Origin of the sequence: Butyrivibrio sp. INlla14, assembly GCF_900102515.1 — a bacterium.
GTDB lineage: Bacteria > Bacillota > Clostridia > Lachnospirales > Lachnospiraceae > Butyrivibrio.
The window spans coordinates 87,084-112,465 of record NZ_FMVS01000005.1; the positions used below are offsets into that span (position 1 = coordinate 87,084).

Sequence of the window (25,382 nt, forward strand, 5' to 3'; positions counted from 1 at the left end):
TTCCATCTGCATATTTTACTGTATCAGTAGTAGGCTCAAGAAGAACAGCGCCCTCCTTCTGTGCATCTTCCGCTGTTCCAGGGAAAAGATTAACGATGTTCTTGGAAGGAAGTGTGATGTGAATAGTCATCTCTCCGTTTGCAACAGTAAGAAGCCCCTGATCTCCATATGCTTCATTTATATGGAACATCGATCCATCTGTTGTAAAGCTTGCATCGTATACTCCATCTTCAAGAGCTGCCTGCTCTGCATCTTCTGCTGGTTTAGTCTCTGAAACGCTTGCCTCTTCTACACTACTTTCTGCAACTGTGCAGCTATCCACACTTTCTGCTGGCTGTGAGCCATTACATGCACACAAGCCAAATGCAAGCGTGGCTGTCAATATTACTGCTACTAGATTTTTTTTCATAAAATTTTGCCTCCTTTTGGGGTGCCTTTATTTTCAGAAAAAAAGAGAACCTCATCACGAGATTCTCCTACAAAGCGTCCATATGAAATGCACATTTTTAATGCACAACATTAACAGCAAAAGACATACATCTTTTGCTAAATGGCTTCGTACAGTCAATTCCTCGTGACCTTGGCTGCTCTCCTAAGACAGCACCCTTTGTACAGCGACAGGCAGGTCTCCCGGCTGATCGTTTGTCAATTAAGACGCAGCATCTTCCCTTCCCAGGACAATGATCACATATTCCCAGTGGTTATAAAGAGCTGCCGGCAAAAGCCAACGAATCACGGTGACGAGATCGTGCAGGATTTACACCCGCTTCCCTTTTCACCTGCACATCAGATAAATTCTGACTGCAGACACCTTCCGCCTTATTAAATTATAAAGTCATAATAACACATAACCTCAAATAAAAATAGACCGCTAGATCATTATGTCTTTGCAAGCAAACGCCAGTGGGCTTTTGCGGGCATGGGTTGTACGTCTAAGCGTAAATTGTTGCATGAATGACGGTTGTTATGGTAAAATGAGATGTTAGTCGGAGGTTTATATGAGCAAAGATATCAAGCCTAAAAAACATAGGCACAAACGTCATTATACCTTTATGATCATATCCGGAGATTCTGACGGCAGTACCAAGCGTTTACACCTCAACCATTTCAAGACTCAGCTGCTTGCATACTCTTGTTTTGTTATAGCCCTGGTAATCGTATGCTACATTATCTATTCCGCTATAACAATAAATACACTTAGGGATATACAATCAAGGCAGAACTCGGAGATTCAGGCGCTTACAGAGGAGAACAGTTCTTTGTCTGCGGATAATGATAAGTTAGAGACAGAGGTAGAACAGCTCTCTGCTGCTATCAATAAGAGACTTGAAGATGAGCTGATTTCTGCGGAGGAGGCACAGGCTCTTGCTATGCCTACAGGTTTTCCTCTTTCAGGAACAGCTTCTATGACAAGCGCAGTTGACGACACCAACTCCACTACTATTACTGAGCTTACAGATGACAACAAGGATTCTGCTACTGGCAACCCGATTGTCATGTTCACAGCCGGGGAAGGCAGCAACGTTATAGCTTCCGGAACAGGCACAGTTCTTAGTGTTACTACTGATGCCAAGTTTGGCAATATGGTTTCAATCGACCACGGCAATGGTTACATTTCCATTTATAGAAATGCCGGCGATCCTCTGGTAACAGAGGGAAGCTCCATAGACAAGGGCGACATCATTTTTGTTGTGGGTGAACATAATACTTCCCTCGGCTATCAGCTCCAGCAGGACGGCAAATATATTGATCCAGAAGAGTTAATTGAGATTAACGGATAAAACGGAGGAAAAAAAATGTTTGGAAACAAGAAAGAAGCTGCGACTATCGAATCAGCTCTGGAGCAGGTTGGAACCATAATCGGTCCAGGTGCGGTTATTGACGGTCCTCTTACCACCAAGGATTCCACACGAATTGATGGTACTGTAAAGGGCAACGTCACAATCAGTGGTGCACTTATTGTTGGTCAGGAAGCCAGAATTGATGGAACAGTTTCAGCCATGAACGTCTATGTTGCAGGAGTGATAAACGGTAATATATCTTCTCCTCAGGGCAAGGTTGAGATCAGTGACACAGGCAAGGTTTTCGGAGATGTTACCTGCAAAGGCATCATCATTGATGAAAATGCTGTATTCCAGGGTAAATGCGAGATGACAAATCTTGACAAGAACTCTGCAGCAATTGCCAAGGAAAGAGCCGCTTCTGACAAAAGCGAAGAAACCCAAAAAGACGACAATAAAAACGAAGAAAAGAAATAAAGAAATAAAATAATTAGATAGAAAAAAGTCGAGTGCCTGTTTGGCAGTCGACTTTTTTATTCTACATGATATTAACTTCAAACATAACAATAATCAATCCTGCATTCTCTCGAACACAAGCTCATAACCGTCATCTCCGTAATTAAGAGAACGGTTAACTCTACTAATAGTAGCTGTTGACGCACCGGTCTTCTCAGCAATCTCAAGATAAGTCTTGTGATCCCTAAGCATTGATGCAACCTCAAATCTCTGTGACAAAGATAAAAGCTCATTTACTGTACAAAGATCTTCAAAAAAACTATAACACTCTTCTTTATTCTGAAGGCATAGTATTGCGCTAAACAGGTGATCAACTGCATCTGTTCTGATTTTCTTATTCATACGTAAGTCTCCTTGATTTTATTTTCGCCATAATTTTCTCTGTATTCCGTATAAAATACTTTCGTGCTTAAACATTTTATCACTCTGAACCAGTAAAGTAAAGTGTTTTTTCGCCTTTACTTTTGCACTTATATGTGATAATCTAGTTTTGTTGTCATAGTACAACAGAACGATTATTTTTTTATTTTTAGTGGAGGTATTACAATGAACAAAGGTACTGTTAAGTGGTTCAACAACCAGAAGGGTTACGGTTTCATCTCTGACGAGGCTGGAAATGATGTATTCGTACACTATTCAGGACTCAACATGGAAGGTTTCAAGTCTCTCGAAGAGGGTGCTTCTGTAGAGTATGATGTAATCCAGGGCGAAAAGGGACCTCAGGCCGTAAACGTTAACAAGCTTTGATCCAAAGTAATTCAGAGCTAATTTAATCAGACTACAAAGTGCCTTATTCTAATATATATATATTGAATTCGCAAGATTGTAACAATGATTAATCAACAAAAGCCATCTGGTGTAAACCGGATGGCTTTTTTGACCGAATGAATTTGGAAACTTTTTTCTTTAAATACAATTCTTTATCACTTCATCAAGTTTTAAACTTCCACCGAAAATATCAAGTGCACTTCCAACAGTAATATCCACCCTGTTTTTCCCAAGTTTCCTGACTATTCCGATATCCTCTATTGTATGTACTCCGCCTGCATAAGTCACAGGAATTTTACCCCAGTCTCCAAGTATTCTCACAACATTCTCTTCTACTCCATTTTGTCTGCCCTCAACGTCTGCAGCATGGATCAGAAATTCGTCGCAGTACTGAGAAAGATCATCAAGAGTTTCCTTATTTAGCTCAACACTTGTAAGCTTCTGCCAGCGGTCTGTAACAACAAAATATTTTCTGCTATTATCAGCTTTATCTATACTTTCTCTTTCTACAGGATTTCCATCTTTATCCACAAAAGCAGCTTTACAGGAAAGGTCCAGAACAATATGCTCCTTGCCTACTGCTTTTACAAGTCTTTTAAGATTGGTCTTGTTTATCTTTCCATTTTTAAAAGCATAGGAAGTAACAATGACGTGAGAAGCACCCGCATCCAAAAAATCCTGAGCATTGTCGCTATTTATCCCTCCACCAATCTGCAGAAGGCCAGGTGTAGCCGAAAGTGCTGCCAGTGCCTGCCTCTTTGTACTCTCATAGTAGGGGCTCTCCACCGGATTTAGCATTATGATATGTCCACCGGAAAGTCCCAACTCGCGATACATTCGGGCATAAAAGTCAGCTCCCTTCAAGGAAGAGAAGTTTTCAGTTGCCTTATCTCCTGCATCCTGAAGGCTACTGCCAACAATCTGCTTAACTCTACCATTATGTATGTCAATGCAAGGTCTAAATCTCACTTTTGACTCCTCCCCCGCTGTTATTTAACTTATTATGCAAGTGCATCAGCCATATCATACATTCCAGCTGGCTTTCCAGCAAGGAACTTGGCTGCTGTGATGGCTCCTTTTCCAAAGATTGCTCTGGAATAGGCTCTGTGTGAAAATGTCACAACTTCATCGTGTCCAGCGAAGATAACATCGTGGTCACCTACGATTGTACCACCTCTAACCGCGGAAATACCAATTTCCTTGGGACGGCGTTTTTCTCTTCTCTGGCTCCTGTCATAGGTATATTCGTATTTGTCATCAAAAGAATCATTGATAGCATCTGCAAGGGCAATAGCTGTTCCTGAAGGCGCATCAAGCTTCTGATTATGATGCTTTTCAACAATTTCGATATCAAAGCCAGCCTCTGCAAAAAGAGGTGAAACTTCTTTAAGTACCTTTAAAAGGGCATTGACTCCAACTGACATATTTGCAGATCTAAGGATTGCTACCTTGGATGATGCCTCACTGACCTTATCCAGCTGCTCTTTTGACAAGCCTGTAGAGCATAATACTACAGGAATATTTTTAGATACTGCATGGTCAAGAAGTCCGTCAACAGCAGAAGCATTTGAAAAATCAACAATTACATCAGCCTCAACATTGCACTCAGAAAGGCTTTTAAAAACAGGAAATTCATAATTATTCTCGCCAAAAGCATCTACTCCGGCAACTATCTGAATATCCTCATCCTCTTTTACCAGATCAACAATAACATGTCCCATACGGCCATTGCAGCCGTGCATGATCATTTTAGTCATCGCTTATTCCCTCTCTTCTATCGTATTAGCTTTTTTCTGCTAAGCGTTGTCCACTTTGTTCTTGTCATTATCAGATAAGCCCGAATTTCTTCATCTCAGCCTCAAGTGCTGATCTATGTGTCTCCTCCATCTCTGTAAGAGGAAGGCGAAGTGGGCCAGCCTCAAAGCCAATCATCTTAAGTGCGCTCTTTACTGGAATTGGGTTAACCTCAGAGAAAAGAGCCTTCACAAGAGGAAGAGCCTTGAACTGAAGCTGTCTTGCTGATGCAAAATCACCCTCAAGGCACTTCTGACATATTTCATGTGTTTGTCTGGGAGCTACATTTGAAAGGACAGAGATAACACCAAGTCCTCCAACAGACATAATAGGTACGATTTCATCATCATTGCCTGAGTAAAGATCCACGCTGCCTTCTGCAAGCTGCATCATAAGTGATGTCTGAGCGATATTACCTGTAGCGTCCTTGATACCAACAATGTTCTTGCAAGTTCTGCACAGTTCTACTACTGTCTCAGGAAGAATGTTGCAGCCTGTTCTGCTAGGTACATTGTACAGGATCATTGGAATACTGATAGCATTGGCAATGGCTGTGAAATGCTGGATAAGGCCCTTCTGAGTAGCCTTATTGTAATAAGGAGTTACGCAGAGAACTCCATCTGCTCCGTACTCCTGTGCAAGCTGCGAGAGCTCTATAGCTGTCTGTGTGCAATTAGAGCCAGTTCCTGCAATAACAGGAATTCTCTTATTAACCTTATCTATACAGAATTTAACTACATCCATATGCTCTTTCTCTGACATTGTTGCAGCTTCGCCAGTAGTTCCGCACACGATAATAGCGTCTGTTCCATTCTCAATCTGAAATTCAATGAGTCTTGCAAACTCATCATAATTAACTTCTCCGTTTTCCTTAAATGGAGTTGCGATAGCTACTCCAGCTCCCTTAAAAATTGCCATGTTATCCTCCTTAGAATACAGACTTTAGCATAGTTTAAAACCGTAAAAATGGCTCAGCAGATATATCTGATGAGCCATTACAAAATCCTATTCCCAATAACTAATATAAGAATGAATTTGATAGCGCCCCATCTTGCGATGACAGTCATGCAGCTATTTACTGCATGCCCAAGCATCTGATCTGCAGGAATCAGACCTTTCGGCATATTTACCTTTTGCTACGCTTCTACTGTGCCTGACACATCCACGTAGTTACTCATTAAATACGCAACCTCTATCTAAAGTCTTATGTTTGTTTTTTAAATAGTACAACCGCTGTCAAGTTTTTGTCAATACAGTGGCATTTTTTCCTATAAAGATGTCATTATGAGTTTATAATTTTTTTGGTTGACCAATATATAGACGCGTGCTACAATTCACTAGTTTGAAATGTAATGGGTTTTTTCTATATTAAGGAGATAAAAAGATTTATGAAGCAGACTAGAAATGATGTAAGAAACGTAGCTATCATTGCCCACGTTGACCATGGTAAGACAACTCTTGTAGATGGGCTCCTTCGTCAGAGCGGTGTTTTCCGCGCTGGTCAGGAAGTTGTTGAACGTGTAATGGATTCCGGCGATATCGAGAAAGAGCGTGGAATCACCATCATGTCCAAGAATACTGCTATCACATACAAAGACATCAAGATCAACGTTATTGACACTCCAGGCCATGCTGATTTCGGTGGTGAGGTTGAGCGAGTACTCAAGATGGTAAATGGCGTTATCCTTGTTGTTGACGCTTTTGAAGGCCCTATGCCACAGACTAAGTTCGTTCTTGGTAAGGCTATGGATCTTGGTCTTCCAGTTATCGTTTGTATCAACAAGATTGACAGACCAGAGGCAAGACCTAAGGAAGTTATTGACGAAGTCCTTGAGCTTCTCATGGATCTTGGCGCAGATGACAATCAGCTTGATTGCCCATTTGTATTTGCATCAGCCAAGGCAGGAACATCTTCCCTCTCAATGGATGAGCATGGCACAGATATGAAGCCTCTTCTTGATACTATAATCAACTACATCCCAGCTCCTGTTGGTGATCCAGATGCCAGCACACAGGTACTTATCAGCACAATCGATTACAACGAGTATGTTGGTCGAATCGGTGTAGGTAAGGTTGATAACGGTGTTGTTAAGGTTAACCAGGAAGTTGTTGTTGTTAACCACCATGAGCCTGAGAGACGTATCAAGACCAAGATCAGCAAGCTCTATGAATATGACGGACTTGGAAGAGTAGAAGTTCAGGAGGCCAAGATTGGTTCTATCGTTGCTATTTCTGGTATCGAGGATCTTAAGATTGGTGACACGATCTGCTCAGTTGACAATCAGGTTGCTATCTCATTCCAGAAGATTTCTGAGCCTACAATTTCAATGAACTTCATTGTTAATGACTCTCCTCTTGCTGGTCAGGAAGGTAAGTTCGTAACAAGCCGTCACCTTCGTGACAGATTATACAGAGAGCTTAATACAGACGTATCTCTTCGTGTAGAAGATACCGATACAACTGAGACCTTCAAGGTTTCCGGCCGTGGTGAGCTTCATCTCTCTGTTCTTATCGAGACTATGCGTCGTGAGGGCTTTGAGTTTGCAATCAGCAAGGCTGAGGTTATCTACCACACAGATGAAGCTGGTCACAAGCTTGAGCCTATGGAGAAATGCTACATTGATGTTCCTGATGAATTCTCAGGAAGCGTTATCCAGAAGCTTGGTGAGAGAAAGGGCGAACTCGTGAACATGGGTGCCGGAAACGGTGGCTACACTCGTCTTGAGTTCAACATTCCTTCACGTGGACTTATCGGTTACAGAGGCGAGTTCATGACAGACACAAAGGGTAATGGTATCATCAATACTATTTTTGACGGATATGCTCCATACAAGGGAGATATGAACTATCGTAAGACTGGTTCTGTTATCGCCTTTGAGACTGGTGAGGCTACAGCTTATGGTCTTTTCAATGCCCAGGACCGTGGTACTCTCTTTATCAAGACTGGTGACAAGGTATACTCAGGTATGGTTATAGGAACCAGTGGAAAGAGTGAGGACGTTGAGGTTAACGTATGTAAGACCAAGCACCTCACAAACACAAGAACTTCTTCATCTGATGAAGCTCTTAGACTTGTTCCACCTCGCGTTATGTCTCTTGAACAGTGTATCGAGTTCATCGACAACGACGAGCTCCTTGAGGTAACACCTACAAGCCTTCGTATCCGTAAGAGAATTCTTGATCCTACACTTCGTAAGAGAGCAAGCTTCAAGAAGTAATTGCCAGAATATGGCTCAATAAGATATATCTCAGGCTGTCGTACTTTTTAGTGCGGCAGCCTTTTTCGTTATTACTTTTCCCTGTTCTCATAATCCTTGAATTTTGCTTTTAAGTCTGTATAATTAAGCCCATGAGTGAAAGAGAATCCTACAAGATAATAACTTCAGAAGGAACAGGCGAGATTGTGGAAAAGAAATCCCGCTTTATTGCCAATGTCTTTTCAGTAGACAGTCAGCAGGACGCAGAGTCCAAAATTGCTGAAATTTCCAAGAAATACTGGGATGCCAAGCACAACTGCTATGCCTATGTCATTGGCCCAAACGGCGAGAACACTAAGTGCAGTGATAACGGCGAACCCTCGGGTACTGCAGGCAAACCTATTTTGGAAGTAATAAATGGTGCAGGGCTTACCAATACCCTGATCATAGTCACAAGATACTTTGGCGGCGTTCTTTTAGGAACTGGCGGCCTTGTTCGCGCCTACACTCAGTCTGCCCAGGCAGGGCTAGCAGCCTCTGAGATTGGTGTCATGACCTACGCTCAGAAGCTAACTCTTACAGTTGGTTACAACATGATCAACAATGTTCAATATTATCTGTCTCAGAACGAGATTCCTATTGCAGACTCCCGCTACGAAGCTGATGTTCAGTTCGATATATGCGTAAAAGAGTCTGATGTTTCCCACATCACAGAAGGTCTCACCCAGAAATGTGAAGGCCAGATTCAGATCACAGAAGGCAATAAGGGCTACTACATCCTCTAACCCACCTCACTGCCGCTCCTCCCATTTACAGCTGGTCAGTTGGTCCCCCCTGCTCCTCCGATTAAGTGTGGAACGATATTCATGAGAGTTTTTTTTCGTCTGTGTAAGGAGGGTGTATTCATGAGACTTCTGGAAGGTCATAAGAATTCTGCTTCGGTTCAACATGTCCGAGCGCCAATGGGCAGCTTTTTACTCACGCCAGTTTCCGTAGTGCTCGTCACTGACAAATGCTGATTTTCTTAGATGTTTCCGCAGTTTTTCTTTTAATGCGCATGCTGCAGCTAAAACTTGCAGGACGGGAAGTAATATTACAATAGAAAATGCCATCGCCCGTGATACGGGCCTATAAAAGAAATACGACATCAACTTCTTCAAGCGAGCTTGGAAGATTGATGTCGTATTTCTTTTAGGCGCAAAGCGCCAAATGGCATTTTCTTATAAAGATAAATATCCCCGTCCTGCTTCAGACAACGCTTCGCATGCGCGGGAAAAACTGCTGTGGAAACATTAGAAAATTGCATTTGCCATCTAAGACTCGCATAGGAAACTGGTCGATTCGCAAGCGCTGCCCTGGCGCGAGTTTTGAACCGTAGAATTCTTATGTCTCTTCCAGAAGTCCATGAATATCCGAACTGAAGCCGACGAAAAAAACTTTCTGAATGAGTGATCACACTTAATCGGAGGAGCAGAGGATTCTCCCCGCAACTGTAAATGGGAGGTGGACCTAAAATTTGTCTTTCACAGGCGCAGGGGTTATAATAAGGTGTTGTAGTGTGCGACATTATAATCAGATGCAGCTTTCTTCCTATGAACTGCATCAAGCTTAGCGAGGATAATTTATGAATTATGGAAAAAGAGGTATCGTAGCGCAGGCGAGAGCCCTTAACTCCGGTACAGATAAATGGGGTAAAAAGATTTCTCTTTTTGGCCTTTATGCAGCTCTTTCCCTGATGATTGGAACAGTTATCATTGGTTCCAGTGCAGGACTTGGTGTGTTTAATGGCATTAGAGACACATCGCCTGATATCACAAATATCAGCGTTACTCCAAAAGGCTTTTCAACATTTGTATATGATACAGATGGCAATCAGATTGCCAAGCTCGTTTCTACAGATTCCAACCGTATTCCTGTAACCTGGGATATGATTCCTGAAAATCTGGCCAATGCATTTGTTGCCATTGAGGATAACAGATTCTATGAGCATAACGGAATCGATATCCAGGGTATCATAAGAGCTGGAGTTGAAGGCATTAAATCTGGTGGTGATTTTTCGCAGGGTGCCAGTACTATAACCCAGCAGCTCATCAAGAATAACGTCTTTTCTGGATGGACCAATGAAGCTACCATGCAGAAGATTAAACGTAAGATTCAGGAGCAGTACTTGGCTGTTCAGCTTGAGAAGACTATGTCCAAACAGGAAATACTCCTCAACTATCTGAACACTATCAACCTTGGATCAAATACACTTGGCGTTCAGGCAGCTTCTCTTCGTTACTTTAATAAATCCTGTAGCGAACTTACTCTTTCAGAGAGCGCATGTATAGCTGCTATTACTCAGAATCCTAGTAGATACAATCCTATTACTCATCCTGAGAAGAATGCCGAGAGACGTAAAAAGGTTCTGAATGACATGTGTAAGTACGGCTTCATTACAGAAGTTGAGCGTGATTCAGCACTTGAGGATGACGTATATTCCAGGATTCAGAATGTCAATCAGGAGACAGGCGGAGATTCTACTGTCAATTCTTACTTTGTAGACGCTCTGACTAACGATGTACTTGATGACCTCATAGCAGCTGGATACAACGAGACTCAGGCCTATACACTTTTATACAGCGGTGGTCTTAAGATCTATTCAACGCAGGATTCCAAGATCCAGGCTATATGTGATGAAGTTTATCAAAACGAGGAAAATTATCCAGCAGGGACTAAGTGGCTTCTGAGCTATGAATTGTCTGTTCAGTCCCCAGATGGTACCGTGACTAACCATAGCACAGAAATGTACCAGTCCTATTACAAAGAACGTATAAAAGGCTTTAACCTGCTCTACTCCTCTGAGGAAGCAGCCCAGGAAGCAATTGACGCTTACAAGGCCGATGTTATGGGCGAGGGCGACACAGTTCTTGGTGAGAAGATAACACTTACTCCACAGCCTCAGGTTTCTATTACTGTAGAGGATCACAGCACAGGATATGTGGTTGCCATGGTAGGTGGCCGTGGTCAGAAAACTGCCAGCAGAACACTTAACAGAGCAACAGATGCATATCGTCAGCCAGGTTCAACCTTCAAGGTTCTTTCAACCTACGCTCCTGGTATTGACAGTGCCGGCCTCACGCTTGCTACTGTATTTAACGATGCCCCATTTGCCTATGATAATGGTACTCTTGTAAAAAACTGGTGGGGATCTGAATATAGAGGTCTTAATACTGTAAGAACAGCCATCAGAGATTCTATGAACGTCATTGCAGTTGAGGCATTTACACTTATCACTCCTCAGCTCGGATACGACTACCTCAAGAATTTCGGCTTTACTACCATAACTGATGGAGTGGTCATAAACGGTAAAGTTTACTCCGATATCCAGCAGTCAACTGCTCTTGGTGGACTTACCTTTGGTGTAAAAAATATTGAGCTCAATGCCGCGTACGCAGCAATTGCTAATGGTGGTGTATACATTGAGCCTAAGCTATATACTAAAATTGTTGACCACGATGGCAATGTGATCATTGATAATACTGAACCCAAGTCTAAGAGAGTTTTAAAAGAGACAACTGCGTTTCTTTTAACAAGCGCTATGTCAGACGTTGTTACAAGCGGCACCGGTGGATCAGTAAACTTTGGCACAACTGCTATTGCAGGTAAGACTGGTACAACTACAAACTATGTTGACGTATGGTTTGCAGGTTATACCAACTACTACACAGCAACTACCTGGACTGGCTATGACAACAACGCTCACATGAGTGATCCTGCTGAGAAAAATCTCTCCAAGACAATGTGGAGAAAGGTCATGTCCAAGATTCACGAAGATCTTCCATACTCTGGCTTTTCTGTTCCATCCGGAATTGTAACAGCTACTGTATGTTCAAGATCCGGCAAGGCTCCTATAGAAGGCTTGTGTAATGGAACTCTTATGAGTGAATACTTTGAAGAGGGAACAGTTCCAACAGAAAGCTGTGATGTCCACTATGCGGGAACCATGTGTGCTATCGACGGTCGTCCAGCTACAGAGTTCTGTCCATTCAAGACGGCAGGCGTATTTGAGCTCACCCCCGAAGTCCCAGCAGCTCTGCAGTCCGGCTTCGTAAATTACACACCGACCAATTCGGCTTATACCACAGTGACTGATGAGAATGGCAATGAGGTCCGTGTTCTTAATACCTGCCATCACACTGGAGAGTTCATGACTCAGGAAGGAATTGACGCTATAATTGCTGCAGAACAGGCTCAAGCAATTGCAGCGGCTCAGGCAGCTCAAGCCGCAGCTCAGGCAGCCAATCCAGAAGCTCCTGCTCCTGAACAACCAGCAACCGACTCAGTAGTCAATGAAGTTCCAGCAGATGTATCTGCCGGCAACTAAGCCCACTCTTGCGCACATTAAGAAAAGCTACATCAACATCTTCAAGTATACTTGAGAGATTGATGTAGCTTTTTTATTGTAGTAAATCTGCATTTGTCAGTGATGAGGGTCATACGCCCTCAAGATCAAATTGTGGAATGAAGCTCTCTGTTGCAGTTTCACCTACCTGCATAAAGCCATTTACAACGCCAATTTGGGCCGCATAATCCACAAGGCTATCATATTCCCCTTTTGTTACCTTTCGGTCAATTTCAGGGTATCTGGAAAGTTCTCCGTTAGGGGTGTATTGATTCATGAGACTAATATATATATTATCTCCATATTTATCATAAAGATATTTCACAATAAGTTTGCCTTGTATCAGCATTCCAGGCATCAAGAGATGTCTTACCACAACGCCATTAGTCATGATCCTTTCACCAGATATCTCTTTTTCCACAAAGACAGGTACAGGCCTTTGCCTTACCATCTCTTCTATTGCCGCCTTGGCAGCGTCTACATAGCCCGGAGCTCTGCTATATCTAACAGAGTCCGCTTCCCTTATATACTTAAAATCCGGAAGATATATATCAACAAGGCCATCCAGACTCTTTACAGTTTCAAGTTCCAGATAGGATGAAGTATTAAAAAGAAATGGAATCTTGATTCCCCTGTTTTTGGCCCTTTCTACAGCAGTTCTGATAGTTGGGATAAACATATCACCTGTAACGAGATTGATATTATTGGCGCCCTTATCCTCAAGCTCAAAGAAAATATCCACAAGTCTGTCAGTACTTATGACCTTATAGGTCTGTCCGCGACTGATAGCCTTGTTCTGGCAAAAGACACAGCCCATATTACAGCCGGAAAAGAAAACCGTTCCAGAGCCTGATGTACCTGAAATACAAGGTTCCTCCCACATGTGAAGAGCAGCCCTGGAAACACAAAGATCACTTTTTACCCTGCAGAATCCAGTAGTCAGGCATCTGTCGACGCCACATTTTCTGGGGCACAATATGCAATTATGATATTCTGCATGATCATCTCTCACCGGCCGCACCACTAATTCTATTCTTTTTCACATAATAGACATAGTAAAAGAAAAATAGCACTGAGGTTGTTATCCAGGTAATAGGGTAACTTACCTCAACCATTTCAATTGTCTTGTTATAAGGAAAGGCTACCAGAATCCACACAACCCTTAGAAGGCAAATGCCGCTTAAAGTAATCAGCATCGGAACCAGTGCAGAACCCATTCCTCGCAAAACTCCTGAAAATATCTCAACTCCCACATAGGTCACATAAAATGGAGCCAAAAATTTTATCATCTGTATTCCTATATTTATAACTGACATATCATCTACAAAGATGTATAAAAAGCCCTTGCCGAAGAAATACAACACAATGCTAAGAGGGATTGTAATCATAGCCGCAATTATAAATGCCTGTTTAGTGCTGTTTCTCACCCTGTCATACTTGCCAGCACCATAGTTCTGTCCAGCAAAAGTAGTAACAGCAGTTCCAAGCGAACTTATAGTCATCCAAAATAGGACATCTATCTTTCCATAAGCAGCCCAGGCCGCTGTTGCATCTTTTCCAAAGCTATTTATAGAAGCCTGGATCAGCATATTTGAAAGAGTATACATTGTAGTCTGGATTCCGGCAGGAAAACCAATCCTGATGATCCTTAAGAGCATTTCTTTATCAATACCAATCTGAGAAAGATAAAGTTTGAATGAATCATTACTCTTAGCAAGCATATAGACCACAATAGCAGCGCTTATTATCTGGCATATAACAGTAGCTACAGCAACACCAATAACGCCCTCTGTTATTCCCATCTTGCCAAGGCCTAATCCCAGAACAAAGAATATATCCAGAAAAATATTAGCAAAACAGCTGATGACAAGAACTATCAACGGTCTTCTGGAATCTCCTACTGCTCTCAAGATACCAGCTCCCATATTATAAACGAGGTTTGCGACCATCCCGATAAAGTATATCCTCAAATAAGCCGTAGAGGCCTCTATTACCTCGGGAGGTGTCTTCATAATATCAATGACCCAGGAAGAGATTAAAAAGCCTATAATGGTTATCAGAACGCCACCAGAGATAGCCATGGCAATTGCTGTGTGCACGGCCTTTTTAACCTCTTTCTTCCTGCCAGCGCCGTAAAACTGCGCAATTACTACGGTTGCTCCAGAAGAAAGCCCCATAAAAAAGCCCACAAAAAGATTAACCACCATTGCGGCAGATCCGCCAACAGCAGCAAGTCCTTCACTTCCAACCGCTTTACCCACAATAACTGCGTCTACAGTATTATAAAACTGCTGAAAAAACGCTCCCAAAAGAAGAGCCCAAAAATATGAGATCATGCCCTTCCAAATAGAGCCTTCTGTAATTAAATTATCTGAAGTAGTCTTTTTTATTCCAAACATTTGTCTGCACCTGTTTCTAAACTTATGATTCAAAGAAAATTTATCCCTTATATACATGATACATGATTTGCAAAAAACATTTTCTTTAAAATACAAAACAAAAAGTAAAAGGTGTTCCATGTATAAACATGAAACACCCTCTAATCCTGCGGATAACAGGACTTGAACCTGCACGGTCGCCCACTGGAACCTAAATCCAGCGCGTCTGCCAATTCCGCCATATCCGCATAGTGAAAATTATAAAATAAAAATCCCTACTCTTCAAACGAAGTCTAGGGATTAACAATGAGGGACGGAGTTCTATATCCGAACCTCTCAATCCTAAATGAGTATAACATATTTGTGCTGATTGTCAATTCTCCGGCTGCATAGGATCCTCTGTGGGCTCCTCTGCGGCCTTTTCTTTTTCAGAGGTATAAATATACCCCTCAAGGCCGTTTTCTTTTAATTTGGCCAAATTATCCTCAGCATCCACCTTGCTAAAAGGTCCTGCATTCACAACCAGGTAATCACCCTCAGTGATATTAACCTTAGCGCAATGCTCTGCTGCCTCATCCTTTCTCTTTGCAGCATATTCCGGAGTGTTCTTTGCAAACATCCCCAGCATGATCATATACTTTGCATCCTTTTTCATGGTTTCCTCCTTATCTTCTCAGGTATTCTCCGGAACTGAATCCGGTGTACTGTACTCCATTCAGGGTGAATTGAATATATAGCCACCTGGTAGAGCCCACCCTGGTGTAATATCCATAATTTTGTACCCTGGTACCCTTTGGCATTACCACAAGGCTCTTTTTGTCGGTACCGGCTCCATCCCTTAGGTGGAGATCAGCTGTTGCTGTGTATGTTCCGGCCATATCCTTATCCATCAGCTGTGCAGCCTCTGATGCCTTTACTTTTGCCGGTGTGGCCGGAGCGATAGGTGCTCCTCCGACATACTTATCAAAATAAACCTGCCCAAATGATGCTCTCTTGGCTTTCACAGCCTCACTCTGATCCTTTGGCCGCTCATATCCGGTGAGAACTGCATCTGATGCCTCCCTCACTGAGCTTGCACTTTGCAGAGCTCTCATCACTCCGGGATATCCTTTCAGCTCCAGCCCAAGGAAATTGAGCTGCATGTTCAGATCTCCGATTGATGCGCCTGCTGCCTTTGCATGGTTCAAAAGGTTCTGCTTTCTGCTCCAGTAGGTCCATTGTGCCAGGCCATATCCTGCTGCATCCTTTACAAAATTGGTATATGCTCCGGAATCTACCGCCTGGGTGTACTGCTCATCACTCATGCCCAAGGATCTCTCATATGTGTTCTGCAAATTGTTAGATCTCAATCCGCTTTCTGCATACAGATTTCCCATGAGGCCTGCTGCCCCATACTTGTTTCCAATGAGGGATACAAGATAATCCCAAATGGCTTTCTCTCCGGTTGTGGCCGGAGCTGCGTTTTCAGCATACTGCACATATGGGAGCTTGCCGTGCTTTTGCCATGTTCGTGCATTGTATCCGGCTTTTGCTCCTATATTGCCAAGAGCTGTGATCTGCACCTTATTCTCCCACTTGGGTGTGCATTCGATCACAAGGCCATCACCGATATATACACCGATATGCCCAGGGAGCCATACAGCCTCTCCCGGAATGATATTGGAGAAATCCGTGCTCACATCCTTACATTTCTGTATCATCTGATCTGCTCCGATATCCGGAACACCATTGGATGTGTATGTGGCTCCTCCGTATGTGGCATTCTTGTTTCCATTCCAGCCCCACAGGATGCCTTTTATAAGGCATACACAATCAAATCCAAACTTTCCCATGGCTCCGGATCTGATCTGAGCTGCATGCTGTATGTTGTAATTGTTGTTGGTGGTGTACCTTTTGATGTTCTTTTCACTGATAAGAGCTCCAAAGCATCCCATCACATAATATGTTTCATGTGCCTGGGCATCTTTCAGCTTTGATATAAACTCTTTTACATTCATCATGAGGATCACCCCTCTTTCTTAAATATCGCCTCAATGAGAGCCTTGATGGCTGTGGAGAGCTGTTTATATAAATTATCGTACCCAAATATAGCTCCATAGCACACCAGGATGCCCACAAGGATTGCAACCGGCCAATAATACCAAAAGATGTGCCAGTGCATGATGCTGCATATGATCACCATTGTGAGGATTGTGAGAACCTCTGCAATGATGAGCACCACTACCTGTGCCGGGCAGTTCTCTCTGTTTACTATCTTCTTGATCACCTGTGAAATCACATTGGTGAGTGCTACCAGCAGAACCACTGTTGCTGCTCCTATTGCCATGATCTGCATTGCATCCATATACTTATCCTCCTATCCTGCTGCATTATCATTGTTTTTGATGGCCATCTCATATGTGATGCCACCCTCACAGTTTTCTCTGCCTGCTTTCAGGCTGTATGCCCAGTATGCAAAAACCTCTCCTACTGTTGCCCCAATAAGAGCAGTGAGTGGTGAGAGGTCCATAAAGTGCCACATAGCAAGCATTGAATATATCTGAATGATTGTGCACATGATCATCATGTACCACAATCCGGCTTTTGAGGTGCTGAGCTTTTTCTTTTTCCGGAAAGATCTCTTGAGCTCTCTTTCCTCCTGTTTCATCTGCTTAAGCTCTCCCTGCCTTTGAATTTCTTTCATCCGGTATTTATGCCGGATCCTTTCCCTTTCCATTACTGCCATTGTTTTTCCCTCTTAAATCAAAATCATTTGTTTCCTGGCACTGATGAAAAACCTGCATGATGTACTTGAACTCTGCCTCATATACTCCATTTGGCTGCTTTGTTCGCTCCACCAATCTCTCATATTTTTCATTCAGGGCTATGATCTGATTGAACTCAGCCTCTGAATGCCGGATGCCCGGCTTTTGCAGTTCGTGATAGAATGAGAAAATCTGTGTTTTGATTGAATCGGCCACATCAATAGCCTCCTGGAGGGAGAGCTCCTCTATTTTTTTCTCAAGCTCCTCCTGTTTTCTTTCGATCCCATCAAGCCGCTTATTTGTTTCCTTTTGGTTGCTGTCGATCTTTTCAATCAGCTGTGCACTTGCCTTGGATCCTATCCATTTGAGCAGTGCACTGATTGGATTGATCTTGATTTTGGATACCTCGATAAACAGAGAGAGGAATCCAATGATACCGATTGCCCAGCCGGTAATCTGTCCTATGCTCATCTTTTACTCCTTTCCTGTGTTGTAGGTATCCCCACATTTAGATAAATGCAGCTGCTGCATGGCTCCTGGGAATATGGGATGTAATAATCTTTACATTCCCCACATTCTCCATAGTGCTTGCATGCAGTGCTGCATTCCTCTAATGTTCGCTTGCAGTGTTTTAATGCCTCATGCTGGCAGATAAAATTATTCTGCCTCAACATTTCTGAACATCCCTACAAGCTCTGTGTACTCATCATCTGTGATTCTGTCACAGGCAAGGAATACATCCAGCTTTTTCATCTGCTGTTCCTGCCAAATGAGATATCTCTGAGCTGTTACCGCTCCACGATCATATTCTGCATTCTTTGCATTGATGATCTTTTTCATGGATGAATATGCCATATGTGCCACCTCCTCTCTTAAATGATGCCTGCCATCTCTAACATGCAGGTTGTATATTCAGCATCTGATGCTAATGCTGCAATGACGGTATCCTGAGCCTCAAGCCTCTCTTTCATCTTTTCCATCTCAGGTGTGGAAAAGATCTGTGCCAGTTCCAAATATTCCTCATATTCTTCTTTGGTCAGCTGCGCCTCCTCATAGGCCCACACTGTGATTGTTTCCTCATTCTGTGTGATCTCTTTCTGAGTGATGTTTCTCCTGAGATACACTGTGGTGGGGCTTGATGTGGTATCAACCTCATCCGGCTTGTTTGGCTGGCATCCTGTTACATTCTTCCATATGATCTGCATTGTTCAACCTCCTTTGGTGTTTGCTCACTATTTTTCTCATTTTCTTGATTGATGCTTTGGGCTTGATCCGCTCCTGAAATGTGTTGTATGTATCGGTGTGCTTAAACCAGCCCATATATGAGAGCAGTGAGCTGGCATCTTTCCAGCACACTTTCTCCTGTTTTGATATCTGAGCAGCTTTTCTGGTTGCTCTGAGCATTATGCTCTCCCGGATGATCGTTCTGTTTCGGTGAAATTCAAAGCCCATATAATCAAGCGGCCTGCCGTGCAGCATGGTTTCCATTTCTATGGTTCCATGGTATTTCTCCAGGAGGGCATTTATCTGATGCTCTTTCCGGATCAGAACCTGCTCTGCAATGAAAATCTTTCTCTTTTTCTTGTGCATCTTGCATTTATGCTTGATTTTCATAGCACTCAGATCCCCATCCAGCTGTTGCAGTTCTCTCAATGTGCTGCACATTATGGCCGCCTCCCTGCTTTCATATTCAAGCCTGAATACCTGCCAATTTCCTTTCATGTGCAGATTGAAATTACCTATCAGGTAATCTTGTATTGCCCTCACCGCTTTATGGATCTCTTTCTTGCTTGCGCCGAAAATCACGATATCATCCATGTACCTGGTCATATATTTGATGTGCAGCTCCTCTTTGATGTAATGATCAAGAGGTTGCAGGAGAAAGTTTGCAAACCACTGTGATGTGTAGAATCCCAGCGGCAAGCCCATCTCACATGCATCAATCAGTATTTCCAAAAGATCTCTGATCTCTCCCGGCCGGATCTTTTTCCGGATCCAGCTCCTTAAGATCTCATGATCAACGGATTGAAAGAAATGCCGGATATCCATCTTTCCTATGATCCGGGTGTTCTTTTCATCTGTCCGGATCCATTTCTCAATCACTTTCTTTCCCATATGTGCTCCTCTGCCAGGTACAGATCCAAGCACATAAATATACATGCCGTGCAGAACTGCATCCTTTATTGCATCCACTGCAATGTGATGTATGATCTGCTCCGGCATGTAATCAGGTTTCAGTATTTCTCTCTGTTTGTGTGGCCCTCTCTCATTTATGATGCATGAGCTGTGCTTTCTCGGCTTGATTTTGCCGTGCACCATATCCTGCTCATACTTGGTGATCTGCTCAATGCTTTTCTCCATATCGGAGAGCACCCTGGCCACATCTGCTCTATTCCTCTTTCCTTTGGATGGTTTCAGAATGGCCGCTTGTACTCTGTCATGAGAGATTGCCTCATCATCCGCTATTCTAAAACTTTTCATTCAGGTTCTTCTTTCTTATCGCCTCAGGGCTGGTGGGTTTTCACTTACTGAGCCCTGCCTTTATCGGCATGATTTCCACTGGTTAGATGTGTTTCAACATCCTGAGGTGTAGGAAAATGGTGGGTTTGGTTAAATCTTCCATTATTGATAAGAATGGGGCAGCCCCGATGTTCCAGTTGGTATTCGACACAAGATTGTTCAAATTCACAGCAGAACCACCGACATGCAAACCATTGTTGCAGTTGCCGCCGACAATCGCACCGGGAACACCGGCCAAGGCCTAAGGCACCCACCATCTCCCCTATAAAATTATTTCAAATGATTTACTTTCCTGTTACCTTTCAAGTATTACCGGGGAGTGCCCCGGATCCCCCGGCCGCTATGCGGCAGGCTGTTCACAAGAAAGGGCAGCCCCGACGGCCCAGTTGGTATCCGACACAAGAGCGTTCAAAGCCACAGCAGAACCACCGACACGCAAACCAGCGTCGCAGCTGCCGCCGACAAACGCATAATCCACCTGGCTGGCATTATACCAACCACCATCACAGGTATAAGTGGAATCTGATCCGGAGCATACAACAGGCAATCTGCCGTTTTCCGTCATTTTGGTTTGATTGACATATCCACCATTTGTGCCGCTCATGCTCACACCGGTATTGGTGTATCCGCTGCCATCTGTGTTATATGTGGGATACATCTTTGTTCTGATCGTGCCGGATACATACATCAGGCCTGCGATTCTCTCCCAAATATTGCCCCACCAGTTCTCAATGTGGAATACCTTTACCACATCCCTGTTTGCATTGGTTCCATAGAACTGGCCTTTTGCGGAACCATATCCGGTTGCAAGGTAATTGGGTGAACTTGATGAGCCGCCTGTATGATATCCATATCCAAAGGATTCCTGGAAATTGTCTGATCTGCTCATGAGGATCAGGAGCATATTGATCAGATTGCGCTGGCTCCAGGATCTTGTATACCACAGAGAGCCATTTGCTCTTGAGTATGTGATCTCATTTGTTCCGGTTTGGCTCACCATAGGGGTTAATCCCTTAATGGATCTTGCTTTGCTGCTGTTCAATGCACTCTCAAAGCATGAGAGCCAAATATAATCCATTACAGTGCCATCAGATCTCATGTGAGCATATGCCTTGTAATCCTCATCCAGCTGAATATTGCAGATATTGCAGTATTCATAATTGGAATCCTCCCACTGCTTGAGGTATACAAGAGGGATCTTGGCCATTGCATTGCCATCATATGAGAGATTTGATACATCTGATGCTGTGCCATCCAGTTTCTTGGTGTAATCGTTAGGATCAAGCTCATAATCAGCTGTACCATCAGATTTCACCATATATGGCTTGTTTTCTGTCACAAACCAAAAATTGGCAAATGAGCCATAATCAAATGCGCCGGTTGAAAGGTTTACCTTTGCAGGAGTGAGCCCCACTGCCTGCTCCGTGTATGTTACCCTTGTGGCCGGGTTTGAATCGTTCTTATCGATCTTGAATCCAAGGAGAACATATGCCTTTGGTGTGGCCGTTCTCTGATTTGCCCTGTTGCGGTTCACAGCTCCCTGATCTGAATAAGGGAAACATGCGAATGTATAAGGCTGATCATTGGTGAGGTTATCAACCACAAAAGGAGTGGATGAATACTGCCCCGGTGTGGTGCAATCCAAAAGGAGTGTGCCATCATTCTCATCCTCAATAGGATCCTCTCCTGCTTTCATCACCAGCTTTACACCCTTAACAGAGCTGATTGTTTGGGCTGTGTTCGTTTCCGGATTCAATACCTTGGTATCATTGGGCTCCGTGAATGTGATCTTTACCTGCCCATCTCCTACCTGGCAGGAAAATGCTGCCATGTTATCCGGTGCAATGCCTGCCTGGATATTATCGATTACATATTGCGCCTCAGGCCAACTCATAACTGTACCTCCTCTGTAATTGTTCTGTTTGCATTGTTGAATGTTGTTGTTTTGGTGCCGATTACCGAATTATCAGCATTCTTAAGTGTTTCTGTTACCACTCTGTTTCCGTTTGCATCTCTGCTGAATACAGTTACTTTCTGCCTGTTATTGGCATCTGTTTCTGCCACTGTGCTGTGATCAGCTGAGAATACTGTTGTGGATGCCGTGAATCCCTGGATAGCTGCACACAGCTGGTTGTACTCAAGTGCTCCAAAATCTGTGCCCTGCTGCCGGTATTCGGTTTCATCCTGGAATGATTGAGTGCCATCTCCATTGATGGATACGGAGAATTTTCTCTGCCCATCAAAATCATCATCCACAGCGTTCATGGGTAATACCATCATATCCTCATCCTCCTTGCTCCGAACCGGAATGAAAGCCGGAACTTTCCGGCCTTTATCCTGTTCAAATTGTTGTAAATATTTAAGGTTGCGCTCTCAATTCTGTTGAGATCTGCATAGCCTATAAACTTACCATTGTCCTCATACACTGTTTTGGTACCAATGCTCACAGGGTATGTGTTTTCCACAATGATCTCCAGGTTATCTGCAAGGGTGTTGATCTCATCTGCATATGGGTAATCACTCCTTGTTTTATCATTCCCCATATCGATAATGGAGAATGGCAGATATACCTCTTTGGCCAGCTCTTTCAGATACTCAATGTTTCCTTTGATCCGGTTGTAATCCGTGTATTCAAAGAAATCACCCTCTGTTTCGCTGCGCCAAGCCCAATCTGTTTTTGGTGTCTGCCACATCACATTTTCCTCCTTGCCGTTATCTTTCCGGATATAGATCCGTTGTAGCTGGTTTCCACATCCTCAAGCCTGATCATGAGGCTTTCGACATATTGGCTCTCAAGGTATGTGAGATCATTCACCTCCAGTGCAGGATCTCCTCTGAACTTAAGCTCATACTCATTGCCTGCTGCATAATACTCTCCAACCCACTCAACCAGGTTCTGTGCATCTGTCTCAGAGCTTATCAGCGGATTATCCCAGGATTGTATCTTGCCCTTATTGTTCAGGGTTACTGCCTTGATTGCCGTTGATATGCCAAATTCATAGCCTCTCACTGTGAGTGTTACCTTGATTGGTACCGCCGGAGGATTGGATATCCTTACCTTGCACCAGTATGTTCTCTGCTCGATCACCTCAGCTCCTACATCAACCTCCTCACCATCCACTACACAGGCCACTGTGAGCCCATGCACTGCATTTGAGAATGAAAACTCATAATCTGTTGGTACCAGCGGAGTATCTATCTCCTCCTGGGTGAGATCCTTGAGCTCTGTTCCCGGTGTGTATATGGTCCTTGTTACCCTCATCTCTTTCACCTTTTCCAGCCTCTTTCCGGTTGGTGGTGAAAACAGATCATCATATGTGATCGTGTAATCCGTTGCCTCTCCAAATTCCACCCTCATAAGATGGATCCTGTTGAGCGGCTTTGCCTCTGTGAACTCTATCTCTATCCGGTCCACATCCACAAAATCATATTTGACTATGGTAACAGCTGAGATGCTCTTGCTCTTATATGTGGCCACCCTTTCTCCATCCCGGTATGTACGGAGTACAAACTTTTTAGGTATGGCATGGCCAAAATACAATGTAATATTGTGAAAAGTGTATGCAGATTCCATGGAGAGTGTAACAACCGGATTCTCCGGGAATGTTCCATCCTCTCCGGATATGGCCTGGCTGATAAATCCACACTGCACATATTGCGCCTGCTGCCGTGGCAGGAAATACTGTGCTCCGTTTGTCCTGGCAAAATTCGTTTCATATGCAGCATATTCATGCCTGCTCTCATTCTCCAGGAGCTTTGTTGCATCTGAGTATTCGGTTTCTGCATTGGCACTGGCCTCAATATCCGGCAAGAATGATGATTTTATCATCAGGATTCCATCTGCACTCTGCATCAGTACGCTCCTGCCTGCATTTGCTATCAGCTGGAGGCACTGCTTGTGAGATACTGCCGGGAGAGGATTCTGCACTGTGATGTTCTTGAGGTATGGATCTATCCAATACTCATCTGCTGAGATATTGGCATCCTCAAACACATCCACGGCCAAATCATAGAGGGATATGCCCTCAGGCCGGTATTCCCCTCTCTTGTACTCATCATCCATGTATTCAAACTTATCAACAGCTGAGAACTTGGCTGTGGTATCATCTGCGCTCCACTCCTGCATATACAGTGTGGCTCCCTTGAACCATTCAATAGTTCCATCATCCAGGCCATATCCCCAATATACTTTCAGCTCCTGCCCGGTCTCCACATAGTTGATTGCACTATCCTCATTGTCAACATTGTAGTATTTATCCATGTTTTCAATGGTTACTGTGAAATCTATGGTTGGCAGATTCTCTGCAATCGGTGAAATGGTGCTTGATAGCTTTGCACTGATGATCTTGTTATCATCAAATTCAAGGCCTATACCACAGGTGAACTGCTCCAAGCGGAACCTTGTTTCTCCTCTGCTCATTTCCAGGGCTGTGATGGTCATATATGTGATCTCATCAAAGGTATCCTCTGTTGCAAATTCTTTGCTGTTATTCTCATATTCTGCCTGCCCTTGTTCGGTTGTGATCATGAGCCTTGTGGGCCATGATTTGCCAAATTTCAGGGTTATGCCCTTAAGGCTTACTGTATCCTCTGTGTTGAATCTCACTGTGATGGATGGATGCTCACTCACAAGGGCATTGGTAACAGCTCCCTGCTGGAAATACGTTCCATTTTTAGGCAGGAAATACACGCTGCCATCAAGAGAGTTCCAATTTTCCTCATAAGTTGCATAGATTTTGGATACTTTATCATCACTCAGAGGAGCTTTGATATCAGAGTATGGTGCAAAATCACCCTCCTGAACCTCAGCTCCTCTTTGTGCAGCCTGGTTGATCAGGCCCATGCTTAATCTCATATAAGACTTATTCCGGGCAGGCTTTTGCATCTGTTCTCTGTATTCTGTACTTACATACTGCATATGCCCTCCTACATCTCAATGAAATTTACCTTGAAATTCTTATATACCGGCTGCCCATTCTCATAGCAGTACACCGGTGTGTTTCTGTCACCGGCATACATGGAAAGAGATCCTCTGCCTCCGGTGTCAGCAATGAAATAGGATACATTCAGATCAAATTTCTTTTTGATGGCATTTCTGATGATCATATACTGGTCCGGCCGGAGCAAATTCCAAGAGCACTCCAGCTTGTGCACATCCTCTCTGATCATCTGTGCCACCATCTTTCCTTTGGCATTTCTCTCTGAATCAGAGATATCATAATCCGATTGATCCATCTTTGATGGTTCAGGGAGGGATACTCCCTCAACCACCAATATGTTTGATATCTTGGCCATGGATT

25 protein-coding genes, 1 tRNA gene and 2 riboswitches are annotated in these 25,382 nt (G+C 43.5%); of the genes, 6 read left to right on the top strand and 20 right to left on the bottom strand.

From position 1 onward, the window contains the following. Window positions 1–603: 603 nt before the first annotated feature. Window positions 604–830: riboswitch (cobalamin riboswitch) on the bottom strand. Window positions 831–998: 168 nt separating this feature from the next. Together BLO53_RS03860 and BLO53_RS03865 are read left to right on the top strand one after the other, a co-directional pair. Next, window positions 999–1,781 (top strand): murein hydrolase activator EnvC family protein, encoded by a 783-nt coding sequence (locus tag BLO53_RS03860; RefSeq protein WP_092059199.1) that lies wholly within the window; start codon window positions 999–1,001, stop codon window positions 1,779–1,781. 15 nt (window positions 1,782–1,796) lie between these two features. Beyond that, window positions 1,797–2,258, top strand: coding sequence for a bactofilin family protein (locus BLO53_RS03865; RefSeq protein ID WP_092059200.1), 462 nt, complete (start codon window positions 1,797–1,799; stop codon window positions 2,256–2,258). Window positions 2,259–2,351: 93 nt separating this feature from the next. Here the strand turns inward: BLO53_RS03865 and BLO53_RS03870 are convergent, their stop codons facing one another. Beyond that, on the bottom strand, window positions 2,352–2,639 hold the full coding sequence (locus tag BLO53_RS03870) for a YerC/YecD family TrpR-related protein (RefSeq protein ID WP_026488893.1): 288 nt from the start codon (window positions 2,637–2,639) through the stop codon (window positions 2,352–2,354). A 204-nt stretch (window positions 2,640–2,843) separates the two neighbouring features. On the opposite strand from BLO53_RS03870, the gene BLO53_RS03875 reads away from it, so the two are divergent. Continuing rightward, on the top strand, window positions 2,844–3,044 hold the full coding sequence (locus tag BLO53_RS03875; protein ID WP_013281837.1) for a cold-shock protein: 201 nt from the start codon (window positions 2,844–2,846) through the stop codon (window positions 3,042–3,044). A 159-nt stretch (window positions 3,045–3,203) separates the two neighbouring features. Here the strand turns inward: BLO53_RS03875 and hisA are convergent, their stop codons facing one another. From hisA to dapA, 3 genes are all read right to left on the bottom strand, one after another. Continuing rightward, complete coding sequence (gene hisA / locus BLO53_RS03880) at window positions 3,204–4,034, bottom strand: phosphoribosylformimino-5-aminoimidazole carboxamide ribotide isomerase (RefSeq protein WP_092059201.1); 831 nt, start codon at window positions 4,032–4,034, stop codon at window positions 3,204–3,206. Window positions 4,035–4,066: 32 nt separating this feature from the next. Beyond that, a complete protein-coding gene (dapB, locus tag BLO53_RS03885) occupies window positions 4,067–4,822 on the bottom strand; it encodes a 4-hydroxy-tetrahydrodipicolinate reductase (RefSeq protein ID WP_092059202.1) in 756 nt (251 codons plus the stop codon). Window positions 4,823–4,892: 70 nt separating this feature from the next. Then, window positions 4,893–5,777, bottom strand: a complete 885-nt coding sequence (gene dapA, locus BLO53_RS03890) for a 4-hydroxy-tetrahydrodipicolinate synthase (protein ID WP_026488896.1) — start codon at window positions 5,775–5,777, stop codon at window positions 4,893–4,895. Window positions 5,778–5,890: 113 nt separating this feature from the next. After that, window positions 5,891–6,062: riboswitch (Lysine riboswitch) on the bottom strand. Between the two features lie 185 nt (window positions 6,063–6,247). On the opposite strand from dapA, the gene typA reads away from it, so the two are divergent. From typA to BLO53_RS03905, 3 genes are all read left to right on the top strand, one after another. Further along, complete coding sequence (gene typA / locus BLO53_RS03895) at window positions 6,248–8,077, top strand: translational GTPase TypA (protein ID WP_092059203.1); 1,830 nt, start codon at window positions 6,248–6,250, stop codon at window positions 8,075–8,077. Window positions 8,078–8,208: 131 nt separating this feature from the next. Beyond that, window positions 8,209–8,841 (top strand): YigZ family protein, encoded by a 633-nt coding sequence (locus BLO53_RS03900; protein ID WP_092059204.1) that lies wholly within the window; start codon window positions 8,209–8,211, stop codon window positions 8,839–8,841. A gap of 839 nt (window positions 8,842–9,680) precedes the next feature. Further along, window positions 9,681–12,422, top strand: a complete 2,742-nt coding sequence (locus tag BLO53_RS03905) for a transglycosylase domain-containing protein (protein ID WP_092059205.1) — start codon at window positions 9,681–9,683, stop codon at window positions 12,420–12,422. Between the two features lie 109 nt (window positions 12,423–12,531). Here BLO53_RS03905 and BLO53_RS03910 read toward each other — a convergent pair whose 3' ends face one another. From BLO53_RS03910 to BLO53_RS03985, 16 genes are all read right to left on the bottom strand, one after another. Then, window positions 12,532–13,452 (bottom strand): radical SAM protein, encoded by a 921-nt coding sequence (locus BLO53_RS03910; RefSeq protein ID WP_092059206.1) that lies wholly within the window; start codon window positions 13,450–13,452, stop codon window positions 12,532–12,534. Continuing rightward, window positions 13,442–14,839, bottom strand: coding sequence for an MATE family efflux transporter (locus BLO53_RS03915; protein WP_092059325.1), 1,398 nt, complete (start codon window positions 14,837–14,839; stop codon window positions 13,442–13,444). The genes BLO53_RS03910 and BLO53_RS03915 overlap by 11 nt, the downstream gene beginning before the upstream one ends. 147 nt (window positions 14,840–14,986) lie before the next feature. Beyond that, window positions 14,987–15,066 (bottom strand) — tRNA-Leu (locus BLO53_RS03920). A 125-nt stretch (window positions 15,067–15,191) separates the two neighbouring features. After that, a complete protein-coding gene (locus BLO53_RS03925; RefSeq protein WP_092059207.1) occupies window positions 15,192–15,473 on the bottom strand; it encodes an SPOR domain-containing protein in 282 nt (93 codons plus the stop codon). A gap of 10 nt (window positions 15,474–15,483) precedes the next feature. Then, a complete protein-coding gene (locus tag BLO53_RS03930; RefSeq protein WP_092059208.1) occupies window positions 15,484–16,818 on the bottom strand; it encodes a phage tail tip lysozyme in 1,335 nt (444 codons plus the stop codon). Between the two features lie 5 nt (window positions 16,819–16,823). Then, window positions 16,824–17,162, bottom strand: a complete 339-nt coding sequence (locus tag BLO53_RS03935) for a hypothetical protein (protein WP_092059209.1) — start codon at window positions 17,160–17,162, stop codon at window positions 16,824–16,826. Between the two features lie 12 nt (window positions 17,163–17,174). Next, window positions 17,175–17,465 (bottom strand): hypothetical protein, encoded by a 291-nt coding sequence (locus BLO53_RS03940; RefSeq protein ID WP_207648460.1) that lies wholly within the window; start codon window positions 17,463–17,465, stop codon window positions 17,175–17,177. Window positions 17,466–17,508: 43 nt separating this feature from the next. Further along, window positions 17,509–18,033 (bottom strand): hypothetical protein, encoded by a 525-nt coding sequence (locus BLO53_RS03945; protein WP_092059211.1) that lies wholly within the window; start codon window positions 18,031–18,033, stop codon window positions 17,509–17,511. Between the two features lie 186 nt (window positions 18,034–18,219). Continuing rightward, the gene (locus BLO53_RS03950) at window positions 18,220–18,417 is read right to left on the bottom strand and encodes a hypothetical protein (protein WP_092059212.1); all 198 of its coding nucleotides are present in this window, start codon (window positions 18,415–18,417) and stop codon (window positions 18,220–18,222) included. Window positions 18,418–18,434: 17 nt separating this feature from the next. Next, complete coding sequence (locus tag BLO53_RS03955; protein WP_092059213.1) at window positions 18,435–18,767, bottom strand: hypothetical protein; 333 nt, start codon at window positions 18,765–18,767, stop codon at window positions 18,435–18,437. Then, window positions 18,715–20,043, bottom strand: coding sequence for an RNA-directed DNA polymerase (locus BLO53_RS03960; RefSeq protein ID WP_092059214.1), 1,329 nt, complete (start codon window positions 20,041–20,043; stop codon window positions 18,715–18,717). Before BLO53_RS03960 ends, BLO53_RS03955 begins: the two co-directional genes overlap by 53 nt. Window positions 20,044–20,422: 379 nt before the next feature. After that, window positions 20,423–21,976: a hypothetical protein gene (locus BLO53_RS03965; protein ID WP_092059215.1), complete on the bottom strand. Its 1,554-nt coding sequence runs from the start codon at window positions 21,974–21,976 to the stop codon at window positions 20,423–20,425. Next, a complete protein-coding gene (locus tag BLO53_RS03970; RefSeq protein WP_092059216.1) occupies window positions 21,973–22,362 on the bottom strand; it encodes a hypothetical protein in 390 nt (129 codons plus the stop codon). Before BLO53_RS03970 ends, BLO53_RS03965 begins: the two co-directional genes overlap by 4 nt. After that, on the bottom strand, window positions 22,359–22,778 hold the full coding sequence (locus BLO53_RS03975) for a hypothetical protein (protein WP_176757154.1): 420 nt from the start codon (window positions 22,776–22,778) through the stop codon (window positions 22,359–22,361). The genes BLO53_RS03970 and BLO53_RS03975 overlap by 4 nt, the downstream gene beginning before the upstream one ends. After that, window positions 22,775–25,000, bottom strand: coding sequence for a hypothetical protein (locus tag BLO53_RS03980; RefSeq protein ID WP_092059217.1), 2,226 nt, complete (start codon window positions 24,998–25,000; stop codon window positions 22,775–22,777). The genes BLO53_RS03975 and BLO53_RS03980 overlap by 4 nt, the downstream gene beginning before the upstream one ends. 8 nt (window positions 25,001–25,008) lie before the next feature. Further along, window positions 25,009–25,377: a DUF6711 family protein gene (locus tag BLO53_RS03985; protein WP_092059218.1), complete on the bottom strand. Its 369-nt coding sequence runs from the start codon at window positions 25,375–25,377 to the stop codon at window positions 25,009–25,011. Between the last annotated feature and the right edge of the window lie 5 nt (window positions 25,378–25,382).

Coding starts and splice junctions, on each gene's coding strand:
- BLO53_RS03860 (WP_092059199.1), top strand. CDS start 999: ATGAGCAAAGATATCAAGCCTAAAAAACATAGGCACAAACGTCATTAT.
- BLO53_RS03865 (WP_092059200.1), top strand. CDS start 1,797: ATGTTTGGAAACAAGAAAGAAGCTGCGACTATCGAATCAGCTCTGGAG.
- BLO53_RS03870 (WP_026488893.1), bottom strand. CDS start 2,639: ATGAATAAGAAAATCAGAACAGATGCAGTTGATCACCTGTTTAGCGCA.
- BLO53_RS03875 (WP_013281837.1), top strand. CDS start 2,844: ATGAACAAAGGTACTGTTAAGTGGTTCAACAACCAGAAGGGTTACGGT.
- dapB (WP_092059202.1), bottom strand. CDS start 4,822: ATGACTAAAATGATCATGCACGGCTGCAATGGCCGTATGGGACATGTT.
- dapA (WP_026488896.1), bottom strand. CDS start 5,777: ATGGCAATTTTTAAGGGAGCTGGAGTAGCTATCGCAACTCCATTTAAG.
- typA (WP_092059203.1), top strand. CDS start 6,248: ATGAAGCAGACTAGAAATGATGTAAGAAACGTAGCTATCATTGCCCAC.
- BLO53_RS03900 (WP_092059204.1), top strand. CDS start 8,209: ATGAGTGAAAGAGAATCCTACAAGATAATAACTTCAGAAGGAACAGGC.
- BLO53_RS03905 (WP_092059205.1), top strand. CDS start 9,681: ATGAATTATGGAAAAAGAGGTATCGTAGCGCAGGCGAGAGCCCTTAAC.
- BLO53_RS03915 (WP_092059325.1), bottom strand. CDS start 14,839: ATGTTTGGAATAAAAAAGACTACTTCAGATAATTTAATTACAGAAGGC.
- BLO53_RS03925 (WP_092059207.1), bottom strand. CDS start 15,473: ATGAAAAAGGATGCAAAGTATATGATCATGCTGGGGATGTTTGCAAAG.
- BLO53_RS03930 (WP_092059208.1), bottom strand. CDS start 16,818: ATGATGAATGTAAAAGAGTTTATATCAAAGCTGAAAGATGCCCAGGCA.
- BLO53_RS03935 (WP_092059209.1), bottom strand. CDS start 17,162: ATGGATGCAATGCAGATCATGGCAATAGGAGCAGCAACAGTGGTTCTG.
- BLO53_RS03940 (WP_207648460.1), bottom strand. CDS start 17,465: ATGAAACAGGAGGAAAGAGAGCTCAAGAGATCTTTCCGGAAAAAGAAA.
- BLO53_RS03945 (WP_092059211.1), bottom strand. CDS start 18,033: ATGAGCATAGGACAGATTACCGGCTGGGCAATCGGTATCATTGGATTC.
- BLO53_RS03950 (WP_092059212.1), bottom strand. CDS start 18,417: ATGGCATATTCATCCATGAAAAAGATCATCAATGCAAAGAATGCAGAA.
- BLO53_RS03955 (WP_092059213.1), bottom strand. CDS start 18,767: ATGCAGATCATATGGAAGAATGTAACAGGATGCCAGCCAAACAAGCCG.
- BLO53_RS03960 (WP_092059214.1), bottom strand. CDS start 20,043: ATGAAAAGTTTTAGAATAGCGGATGATGAGGCAATCTCTCATGACAGA.
- BLO53_RS03965 (WP_092059215.1), bottom strand. CDS start 21,976: ATGAGTTGGCCTGAGGCGCAATATGTAATCGATAATATCCAGGCAGGC.
- BLO53_RS03970 (WP_092059216.1), bottom strand. CDS start 22,362: ATGATGGTATTACCCATGAACGCTGTGGATGATGATTTTGATGGGCAG.
- BLO53_RS03980 (WP_092059217.1), bottom strand. CDS start 25,000: ATGCAGTATGTAAGTACAGAATACAGAGAACAGATGCAAAAGCCTGCC.
- BLO53_RS03985 (WP_092059218.1), bottom strand. CDS start 25,377: ATGGCCAAGATATCAAACATATTGGTGGTTGAGGGAGTATCCCTCCCT.